General features: G+C 66.3%; 5 protein-coding genes. All 5 read left to right on the plus strand.

The window, feature by feature from the left end:
- The first annotated feature begins 2,295 nt into the window (after window positions 1-2,295).
- The gene (locus tag ACFVYN_RS40365; RefSeq protein ID WP_390007701.1) at window positions 2,296-7,830 is read left to right on the plus strand and encodes an FG-GAP-like repeat-containing protein; all 5,535 of its coding nucleotides are present in this window, start codon (window positions 2,296-2,298) and stop codon (window positions 7,828-7,830) included.
- The gene (locus ACFVYN_RS40370) at window positions 7,827-8,156 is read left to right on the plus strand and encodes a hypothetical protein (protein WP_390007703.1); all 330 of its coding nucleotides are present in this window, start codon (window positions 7,827-7,829) and stop codon (window positions 8,154-8,156) included. Before ACFVYN_RS40365 ends, ACFVYN_RS40370 begins: the two co-directional genes overlap by 4 nt.
- A gap of 299 nt (window positions 8,157-8,455) precedes the next feature.
- A complete protein-coding gene (locus ACFVYN_RS40375; RefSeq protein WP_390007707.1) occupies window positions 8,456-9,898 on the plus strand; it encodes an NF041680 family putative transposase in 1,443 nt (480 codons plus the stop codon).
- Between the two features lie 103 nt (window positions 9,899-10,001).
- On the plus strand, window positions 10,002-10,250 hold the full coding sequence (locus ACFVYN_RS40380) for a transposase (RefSeq protein ID WP_390007705.1): 249 nt from the start codon (window positions 10,002-10,004) through the stop codon (window positions 10,248-10,250).
- Entirely contained in the window at window positions 10,251-10,754 is a 504-nt protein-coding gene (locus tag ACFVYN_RS40385) for a transposase (RefSeq protein ID WP_390007710.1), read from the plus strand.
- Window positions 10,755-11,538 lie beyond the last annotated feature (784 nt).

Consider the following 11,538-nt stretch of genomic DNA (forward strand, 5'->3'; position numbering starts at 1 on the left):
TCGCCGCCATCGCCTGCACCCTCATTTGCTACCGCCGACTCGCCAAATGAGACGATGTCTAAGGCTGTCCCGCTGCCTGGGGAGCACGAAGGTTCCTGCGACGGATGCCTGTCCGGACGACGCGCCCGGGGCATCCGCGTCTGAACCGGTGTAACAGATCGGGCGCGTGGAGCAAGCGTGTCACCCCCGGCCGCGATGACGCATTCGCCCTCGACGGCGCGGCGCGTCGACGAGCAGGGCGGCCTCCGACACGCGAAGGTCGCTTCCATAGCGTCGGGGTGGCCGGTCGAGGTGGTTCGTTCGCGACGCAGACGGCGGGCTACGTCAAGCTGGCCAACACCGGTAGCGCCGACCACTGGTGGTCGATCGCAGAGTTCGACGCGTACGCCTGATCACGTACGTCGTGCTCCTGAGCCCGGGCCGGCTTTCCGGATTGGCTCAGGGCCGCATTTGCGCGCACGGGAAGGTGAATCCGCTGCGGGCGAGCTGAAGACATGCCCCCGAGCTGGGTGATCGTCTCGATACCCGGCAGAGCCTGTCCCTCCGGGAACGCGTTCTGGACGCAGGTTGGACACAAGGATCGGAAAAGACCGACAAGGGCCGAGAAGGACTGAGGCGCCAAACCGCGTCTGAGCTGGGAAAACGGCCAAGATGAGCATTGATCGACAAGAGCCGCCAAGATCCTCAAAGGACTCATATCCGTCGGCCGTGGGTTCGAGTCCCACCCGCCCCACCTGTGCAGGCTTCTGAACTGCGGAAACGTTCATTTTGTCCTGTCGGAGCGTCAACTTCGCCTGAACGGACTGAATCCGCTGCTCGTGAGTTCGGCCTCGTTGCCGGTGTCGAGGGCGCGAATCCCCCTGACCTGCAGGGATGTTCCAGTTTGTAGCGGTTGAACTGGCGCTATACGGCTCCTGGGTCACTGGATTCTGGACGCTGGCTGGACGCGAGTAAACCGGAAGGGGTCGCTCCGGTGCCGAGCCGTCCACTCTGCCCGGGGGTGCAGCAGGGTAGGCGCGGTGTGGTGGCGACTGGGCTCGCCTGGGTCGTGCCGTTGGCGACGTGGCCGGTCGGCGTGGGGGAGAAACGGGCCCGTACTGAAAACGGCCCCCGATCGCACCAGGGAGTCGCCCCCACTGCCTCACGGTTTCGGCGGGCATGTGAGCCGAGGGTTACTGACGTACCCCGTTCGCTGCTCGGACCACAGGCTGCCCGCAGCTGGGTGGCCGAGTGACGGACGACTCATGGGTTTGGGGTGCGGCGACACTCGGGGAAGCTGTAACCCCTCCGATCTGCAGCGGAGCCAGTGATCGAGGTTGTCGCTCACCCTCCGGGTGACCGCCCTGGAGGGCCGTTGCCATGACCCAGGGGCCGTATAGGGGCCGGGACGGCTCAGGTCGATGCCGTGCTGGACGTGTTCGCCACGGGCAACCCGGCTGAGCTCGACCGTGTGATGCACCGGACCTGCCGGGTGATTGTGGTCGGATCTCCTGGGCGGCACCAGGCCGAGCTGCGCGCCCGGTTGCCTGCGATGTCACGATCGTCCCGGCCAAGGGACAGCATCCGACTCCCGTGCCGAGCGGAAGCGTGCGTGCCTGCCTGCCGGCCATGGCCAGCGGTCACCCGTCCGACAGGACCGCCGCGGAGCACGGCCCTCTGACAAGTTCACGCCACTTTTTGGCTGGGTGCTCTGATCGGTCTGTCTGGTCATGCGTTATGCAGTGTGCTCTCGCAACTGTCCCACGGCTTTCAGCCAACCCACTGGACGCAGGTTTCTCTGCTGTCCCACCAGCCGAAGATCCCCCAGTCGTACTTTTCCTGGTGTGGCCACGGGGGGGACCCACTATGCGTGTAGGGGCACGAAGATTCGTCGTCACGGTCGTGACTCTGGTGCTGGTCGCCATCGCTGGTGTGGCACCGTCATGGGCCCTTCCGGACAAGGCCGCCGCATCGCTCACCTCTTCTGCCGTGAAGCCGAGGACAGCGGCTGACCTTCCCAAGCCGCCGAAGGCGATGACCTCGGCCGCGCGGCGTGCCCAAGTGGCGAAGGAGCGCCTTCGGCTGTCGCCTGCTGGTGCTTTCGTGCGTGCACGTCACCACTCGGCGTCGGACAAGCCCGTACCGCACTCCGCTGAGCGGCCGTCACACGCACCGGCGGTGACGCCGCGTTCCCCGGCCGCGGTCCCGCCGGATCCGGCTTGGGTCAGTTCCACTGCGGTGGCATATCCGGGCACCGTGGACATCGGAGGCCACTTGCAGTTTGCGGCCGGCACCAGTGCCGCAAACTATTCCGAGGTGCTGCTGCTGGTCCGGGACTCCTCGGGTACCACCGTCGTGGCCAGGGAGATCACCCGCGCCGCTGATGATCCGGTAGGTAAGTCGGATCCGAATCTTGCGTGGTGCTACGACTGGTGGCCCAACGACGGTGGTTACCCGCAGTTCAAGAACGAGTGCTTCTGGGCCGCGTCGAACGGTGCCGACGGACCGTTGCGGGACGGGCAGCAGTACTTCGCCCAGATCTACCTCAGGGGCACTGACGGGACGTGGAGCGCCAACGGTACCGACTCGCCGTGGGTGACCGCGTTCTACACTCCGGACATCCCGGGCGCGCAGGTGGGCATCTGCACCTGCTATGCGCAGTCGCACCGTGCGGACCCGGTGAACACCGCCACCGGCACCTACTTCGAGAAGGCCACCGACGCGCGCCTGGTGGGTGTGGGCAAGCCGCTGTCCCTTGACCGCTACTACCGCTCCGACTCGACGGGCGCAGGGCTGCTGGGGCCGGGATGGACGACACCGTTCGACTCGAAACTGACGCTCGCCTCGAGCACCGCCACGCTGCTCACCGCGGACGGCTCGCGCATCGCCTTCGCGAAGCAGAGTGATGGCACGTATACCGCGCCAGCAGGAACATTCCTGAAACTGTCCGTGTCCGGAAGCAGCTACACCGTCACCGAGCAGGACCATTCGACCAGCGTCTTCAACAGCGGCGGCCAGCTCACGGCACTACGTGATGCCAGCGGTCACGGTCTGGCCCTCTCCTACGCCTCGGGGCGGCTGGCCTCGGTCACCGATACCGCAGGCCGCAGCACGGCGTTCACCGTGGGTTCGGACGGGCTGCTGACCAAGGTCACGCTGCCTGATGCCACCACCGTGGGGTACGGGTACGTGGCCGGGCTGCTGACCTCGGTGACCGATACCGCAGGCAAGACCACGACGTACGGATACGACGCGTCGAAGCGGCTCACCTCCGTGACGGACCCGGCGGGCGGAAAGATCGTCAACGGCTACGACGCCAACGGCCGGGTGACCAGCCAGACGGACGCGAACGGCAAGAAGATCACCTTCACGTGGGACGGCAGCAGCGGCACCTCGAACACCACGGATGCCGATGGCGGAGTGTGGTCGGACGTCTACTCGGGCAACGTGCTGATGGAAAGCGTCGACCCCTACGGCAACCAGGTCTCCTACGACTACGACCAGTCGCTGCACCCGGTGGACATCACCGACCGTCTCGGCAACACCACCACGATGACGTACGACAGCGCCGGGAACATGCTCACCCGAAGCGCACCGTCCTCCGTGGGCACCAGCGAGAGCTGGACGTACGACGCGGCCGGCAACGTCGCCACCCACACGGACAGCCGAGGCAACAAAACCACCTACACGTACAACTCCGCCAACCAGGTCGCCACCGCCACGGACCCGGCCGGAAAGGTGAGCTACACCTACACCTCGCTCGGCGCGCTCGACTCCGTCACCACCCCGCGGGGCAAGAAGACGACCTACGGGTACGGCGCGGCCGGCAACCGCACGTCGGTCACCACGCCGCTGGGTGAGAAGACGACCTTCACTTACGACGCCGCCGGCCACATCCTGTCCAAGACCGACCCGCGGGGGAACGTCTCCGGCGCGGACCCGTCCGCGTACACCACCACGTACGCCTACGACCCGCGTGGACTGCTGTCGTCCGTGACCGACCCCCTCGGCAACATCACCAGCTATGGCTACAACGCAGCCGGGCAGCTGACCTCGGTCAAGGACGCCCAGGGGTACACGACCAGCTATACCTACGACCCGGCCGGGAACGTCCTGACCAGCACGGACCCCGCAGGGAAGGTCACCACCCGCACCTATGACACGGCGGGCAACCTTGCCTCCGTCACCGATCCCCTCGGCGACACCACGACCTACGCCTACGACAAGAACGGGCAGTTGCTCAGCACGGTCTCGCCGCGCGGCAACGTCTCAGGCGCCAACAAGGCGGCGTACACCACCAGTTACACCTATGACGCCAACGGTAACCAGACGCAGGTCACCGATCCGACCGGAGCCGCCACCAAGACCGGTTACGACGCTTTGAACCGGGTCGTGTCGGTGACCGATCCGCTCGGTCGGGTCACCAAGACCACGTACGACGGCAACGACAACGTCGCCACCACCACCGATCCGCTGGGGAAGGTGACGACGTACACGTACGACGCGGCTGACCGGCTGAAGTCGGTGAAGGACCCGCTGGGGAAGGTGACGTCGTACGGGTACGACGCCGACGGCGACCGCACCAGCCAGACCTCACCGCTGGGATTCGTGACCTCCTGGACGTCCGACGCCGACGGGCGTATGCACACCGAGGTCGATCCCCGGGGCAACGCCTCCGGAGCAGATCCCACGAAATACACCACGACGTACGACTACGACCCGTCGGGCAACCAGACGACGGTCACCGACCCGCTCGGCAAGAAGACCGTCACCGCCTACGACGCGATGAACCACGTCACGTCGGTGACCGACTCACTGGGGCGGGCCTCGAAGACCGGTTACGACGAGCTGGGCCGGATCGCGAAGGTGACCGCTCCGGACGGCGCCGCGACCACCTACACCTACGACGTCACCGGAACGCTGGCAACCCGCAAGGATTCCAACGGGCACACCACCACCTACGCCTACGACGACGCCGGACGGCAGAAGAGCGTCACCGATCCCCTGGGCCGCAAGCAGTCGTTCGGGTATGACCCGGACGGCAACACCACAACCGTCACCGACGCCCGCGGCATCACCGCCACCACCGCCTTCGACGCGCGCAACCTGCCGTCGGCGACGACCTACAGCGACTCCACCCCGGCTCTCGGCTACACCTACGACACTGCCGGACAGCACAAGACCGTCACCGATGGGACCGGCACGCGGACCTACGGCTACGACGTCGACGGCCGGCTGAAATCGGTGACTCCGTCGGCGGGCAAGGGCGCCTTCGCCTACACCTACGACGACGACGGCCGCATCACCTCCCGCGCCCAGGACTACACCGCCGGTGCCGCACTCGACTGGTCGGGCGCGCTCCAGACGGCCTCCGCGGACCTGAACGGCGACGGCGTCACCGATGTGATCCGCACCGACGCCAAGAACGGCATCCGCACCTACCTCGGCCGCCCGGACGCCACCTTCGCCGCCGGGGCCACGATCACCGGCACCGGTACCGGCTTCACCCAGATCCTGCCGATCGACTTCACCGGCGACGGCAAGACGGACCTGCTGGCGATCGACAAGTCCACCGGACACCTCTACCGCTACAACGGCAACGGATCCGGCGGCCTGGCCGAACCCGCCGACCTCGGCACCGGCTGGGGCGTGATGACCCTGACCGAAGGGGACTTCAACGGCGACGGCAAAACCGACTTCCTCGCCCGCGACACCGCCAACAACAAACTCCGCTTGTACCCTGCCAACGGCACCGGCGGCTTCGGTACATACATCCTCCAGGCCGACGACTGGACCCCCTACGGCCAGCCGCTTGCAGGCACCTACGACGCCGGCACCACCCGCGACATCGTCGCCGCGGACACCTCGGGCCACATCCGCTTGTGGCGCGGCGACGGCGCCGGACACCTCACCGGCGCGTCCGTCGCCACCGCCCCGGCCTCGGGGCAGAAGACGACGTACGGCTACGACGACGACTCCCGCCAGACCTCCCAGACCGGACCGGCCGGCGCTGTCACCTACGCCTATGACCAGGCTGGCAACCTCACCACCACGACGTTGCCCGCTGCGAACGGGTACACGGAGAAACGGTCCTACGACAACGCCGGCCGCCTGACCTCCGTCGGCAGCGTCAAGGGCACCACCACCCTGGCCAACTGGCAGCTCACCCTCGACGACACCGGACAGCCCACCCGCGTGGACGTCACCCGACTCGGCAAACCCACGTCGTACGAGTACTACACCTACGACCTCGCCGGACGGCTGCTCACCGACTGCACCTCCGCCACCGCAGCCGACCAGTGCCCCGACACCACAGCCGCCACCACCTACACCTACGACGGCGTAGGCAACCGCCTCACCTCCACCACCGGCGGCACACCCACCACCTACACCTACGACGCGGCCGAACAGCTGAGCACCGCCGTCACCGGCGCCACCACCCGCACCTACACCTACGACGACAACGGCAACCAGACCGGCGACGGCACCAATACCTACGCCTACGACGCCGACAACCGCCTCGCCTCACTCACCACGCCCAGCGCCACCTACACCTACGGCTACGACGCCGACGGCAACCGCACCACCGCCTCCAAAACCGGCACCGGCCTCCTGCGCACCACCCTCTGGGACCCCAACAACAGCCTGCCCCAGGCCGCCGCCGAATACAGCGGCTCCGGCAGCCTCATCGCCGCCTACCAGGACAACCCCCTCGAACAGATCCAGTCCCAGACGACCGCCGACGGCACCGCCTACTTCTACCACCACGATCAACTCGGCTCGGTCACCGATCTCACCGACGCCACCGGCAACCTCCAGACCAGCTACTCCTACACCGCCTACGGCCAGCTCACCCAGACGAACACCGCCACCAATCCCCCCACCAACCGCTTCACCTACACCGGCCAGTACAAGGAACCCACCACCAACGCCGCCGGTTACTACCTCCGCGCCCGCAACTACGACCCCACCACCGGCCGTTTTACCGCCCAGGACCCGATCCACCCCGGCACCGCCGATCCGTACACCTCCGCCTACGCCTACGCTGGTGACCGGCCCACCTATGCCGTCGACCTCTCGGGCCAGAGCTGGTGGGACCCGATCACCAGCCGCCTCGAAGCGATCGGCAGCGGCCTGAAGGAAGGCGCCGAACTTCCCTTCACCTTCATCGGTGACCTCGGTGACGCGGTCTCCGGCCGCAACGGAGGCGCAGGCGCTTTCCTCGACAAGTACTTCCCCGTCCGCCCCGCCTACCGCCTTTACCGCGCCGCCGACATGCTCCGCCAGCAAGGCTGTGACCAGCTCGCCGATCAGTACGACGCGGCCGCCGACCAACTCACCCAGCAGATCCTCCTCACCGGCATCGGCGGACTCACAGGGTGGGAAAAGGACGCCATCACGGCCGAGACGGAGGCGCAGACCGGCGGTTCGTCATTCCGTAGACCGCGCGGTGACATCGACTTCGAATTGGAATGGGCGGATCACGCTTACAACGCGATCCGGTCCGACCCACAATTGGGAGCGGTGAAGCAAACCGCAGGGCCGCACGGTTTCTCGGCCTCGGACATCGACCAGATCTTCAATCACCTGTTCGTAGAGAAACACCAACTGGACGCCGGGATGATGCGATTCGACGCCAATCCGAGGATCGCGCGAGCCTGGGAGCGGCTACAGGACGGTGTTCCGCACAGCAGTGACTTTGACCTTCTGCGCCACGAGCTCTACGAGTCGTCCTGGATGCGGGACCACGGAGACCAGAATTACCGCAGGGCACACCAGGCAACGCTGGATGCGGGCTTCACCTGGGACGAGAACGCTCCCTATGAGGAAGGTGGCCTATCCTACTGGTGACCAGTCTTCAGGAGTTGGGGCAGATGGCGGCGAGTGTGCGCATCACCAAGCGGGGCCCTGTCGCAGACGGAGGAATCGTCTACGACTGGGAGATCGACGACAGCGCTAAGGGTCATGTCCTCCTCCGTGAGGACACCGAAGTGATCCGTCCCTGCACGCCGAGCGCCGTACCGATCGGCGACATGCTGGCGCGCAGGGGTTCGGGGGACGTGGAGAACCCGAACCCGGTGACACGCAAGGATTTCGTCGTGGTGGTCGCCGCGCTGTTTCAGGAGTGGAAACGCAGGGGTCATCCGCCTGAGGCCGTGATGCGGACTTATTGGTGATGCGCACGACGTGACATCGGCCGGGAGTCAGGCCGCCCAGAATTGATCCTCCCGGTGAGCCCGGGGCGCTCCACGAGACGTGGCAACCCTGGCTCACCGGCCAATATCCGGTAGCGCCCTTGGTGACAACTCTCAGTACCCAACTGCAGTCGCGAGGCTCAGCTTGTTCTTTTTCTTCCGGCCTCGAACGGTGTCTCATACTGAGTCGCTCACCTGGGGATTCGCCGGACGTGGGGGCTGCCTTCGTCTGATCCTGTGCTCCGACCAAGGTGCACGTGACCACGACGAAGGCCGTGAGGGTGAGTTGGCTGCCAGTTGCTGTCCGGAGGGAAGCGTTCGCGGAAACGTCACGCTTCCGAGGCGAGTTCTACGAGTGCCTGACCGCTCGGCGCGACGAATTGTTCGAGCTGACCGATGCGGTGCTGTGTGCGGACGGCGCGGTGAAGTCCCTGGTGGACTTGACGCTGCTGCCCGAGCATCGTCGTGGGCACGGAGCGATGTACGGCGGTCTCAATCACGGCCGGATCGACATGGATCGGCTGCGGACGGTGCTGTCCGGGCTGTCGCTGCCGCGTTTCGACGGCGGGCGCCTGGTGCTGGCGGTCGACGTGTCGCCGTGGCTTCGCTCGGACGCGCCGTGTTCGGCGGAGCGGTTGTTCTGCCACGTCTACGGCCGTGCGAAGACGGCGTCGCAGTTCATTCCGGGCTGGCCCTACTCCTTCGTGGCCGTGCTGGAGCCTGGCGCCACGTCCTGGACCGCGATCTTGGACGCGGTCCGGCTCGGACCGGTGGACGACGCCACCGCGGTCACCGCCGCCCAACTGCGGGGTGTCGTCGAGCGGCTCATCGCCGCGGGCCAGTGGCAGATCGGGGACCCGCACATCGTGATCGTCAGCGACGCCGGCTACGACGTCACCCGCCGGGCCTGGGTCCTGCGCGACCTGCCCGTCGAGATGGTCGGCCGAGTCCGCTCCGACCGCGTCATGCGTCTGCCGAAACCACCGAGGATGCACGGCGTCAACGGCCGGCCGCCCAAGCACGGCCCGGAATTCCGCTTCACCAAGCCGGAGACCTGGCCCGAGCCCGCGATCACCACCGTCACCGACACCACCAACTACGGCAAGGCCGAGACCCAGGCATGGGACCGAGTCCACCCAAGGCTCACCCACCGCTCGTCCTGGCTCGACCACGACGGTGAACTGCCGTTCGTCGACAGGACGTTGATGCGGCTGAAGGTCGAGCATCTGTCGAAGGACCGGGATGCCCCGCCGGTGTGGTTATGGTCCGCCAAGACCGGCGCCACCCCGGACGACGTGGACCGCTTCTGGCAGGCGTTTCTCCGCCGCTTTGATCTGGAGCACACCTTCCGCTTCGCGAAACAGACCCTCGGCTGGACCACGCCGAAACTCCGTACCCCCGAAGCCGCGGACCGCTGGACCTGGATCCTGATCGTCGCCCACACCCAGCTCCGGCTCGCCCGGCCCCTCGCCGAAGACCTCCGCCGCCCCTGGGAGAAACCCGCCGCACCCGACCGGCTCACCCCGGCCCGAGTCCGCCGGAGGTTCAGGAACATCCGCGCTCACCTCGCCTGCCCGACCCGTGTTCCCAAACCCCGAGGCGCTGGCCCCGGACGGCCACCCGGTGCCAAGAACAGACACCGGGCACCCCGCTACGACGTCGGCAAGACCGTCAAACGCCCCGAGACCCTCAAGGCCATCGGCAAGCCCGGCAGGTCTTGGTAGATAAAGAACAAGCTCAGACCGTGTTTGAGATCTGCCGTAGCACGTTGCTGGTGTAGTCGTTGAGCATGTCGTGAGCGGTGCTGGGGATGGGTATCCGTCGGACTTGACTGATGAGCAGTGGGCGTTGGTGGAACCGTTGCTGCCGCCCGCGAGAGTGGGGCCCAAGGGCGGGCGGCGGGAGACGCATCCGCGGCGGCGGATCGTGGACGCGATCTTCTATGCCGTGCGGACCGGCTGCGCTTGGCGGCAACTGCCGAAGGACTTCGCGCCGTGGCCGACGGTCTACTGGTACTTCACGTGGTGGCACGACGACGGCACGGTCCAGTGCATCCACGACGCCCTGCGCGGTTAGATCTGCGAAGCCGACGGCCGCAACGCCGAGCCGAGCGCCGGCCTGATCGATTCGCAGTCTGTTCGTACTGCCGACACCGTTCCCGCCGTCACCAGGGGATTCGACGCGGGCAAGAAGGTCAAAGGTCGCAAGCGGTTCATCGTCACCGACACCCTCGGCCTGCTGCAGGACCGCGGCGGCACCCGCCGACCGCTGGTATGGACCCGCCTCGACCATCCAGGTGTCAAGAAGATCTGGGCGGACCAGGGCTTCGCCGGCCGCCTGGTCGATTGGGCCACCACCGTGCTCGGCCGCGAGCTGGAGATCGTCCGCAAAGAACCCGACCAGCAAGGGTTCCAAGTCCAGTCGAAGCGGTGGGCGGTAGAACGTACCCTTGTGCGCCACGAGGCGCCCTGTTTGTATCCCCGGCTGAGCCGGGAGGAACTCGGAAGGAGGTTTCCGGGATGGATGACTTACCTGGATCCGAAAGGTGTAGGGGATAACAGCATGTCAGAAAACCAGTGACCGGGCCCAGTTGTCAGGGACGGTGTGCTGGGCGGCCTGCGCGATACGGCGAAGACTGGATTATTTGAAGCCTAATCTGCAGAAGATGCAAGTTCCCATCCGCCGGAAATGACAGCTGAAACCGGCGCCGCACTCTGCTCCGGCTTCGATTGTTGGCCGGAGCACTTCCGGGGTGTGGAGCGATGTCCAGCGAGGACATTCAAGGAGATGAGTGGGACGCCTGTGTCGCGCTAGAACGTACAGACAGGAATGAACGTGGGATCGCCTACGGGACGCGAGTCCTATGGCGACGGAGGCCCCGTAGTAGTCGCCGGAGTCACGACCGGCCAGGGAGGACGGGAAAGCCGTCCACATCGGGCGGAGGGGGCCAGGTGTTTCGGACACCCCGACTCGGGAGGAATCCGCTGCGGTAGGGTTCGAGTCATCTGGCCGAGCTGGCGCTACGTGCCTGTCAGGCCGGTGGCGTCGCCCAATCAGGGCGGTGTCGGGACGCAGTCGGGACACAAGGACAGGAACAGACTGACAAAGGCGAAGCGGTGTCGACATGACCCGCCCCTTCTGACCTGCAAAAACGTCATGAATGAGCGTGGACGAGCAAGGACCGCCAAGATCCTCAAAGGACTCATAATCCGTCGGCCGTGGGTTCGAGTCCCACCCGCCCCACCTGTGCAGGGCTGTGACCTGCGGAAACGTTCATTTTTGGGTGGCGGGGCGTCAACTTTGCCTTAACCTCGGGCTTTCACGAGGTGGGCTGTCCAAGAGTTGATCAGAAACACGGAAAGTG

Origin of the sequence: Streptomyces sp. NPDC058307 (genome assembly GCF_042880295.1) — a bacterium.
Classification (GTDB): domain Bacteria; phylum Actinomycetota; class Actinomycetes; order Streptomycetales; family Streptomycetaceae; genus Streptomyces.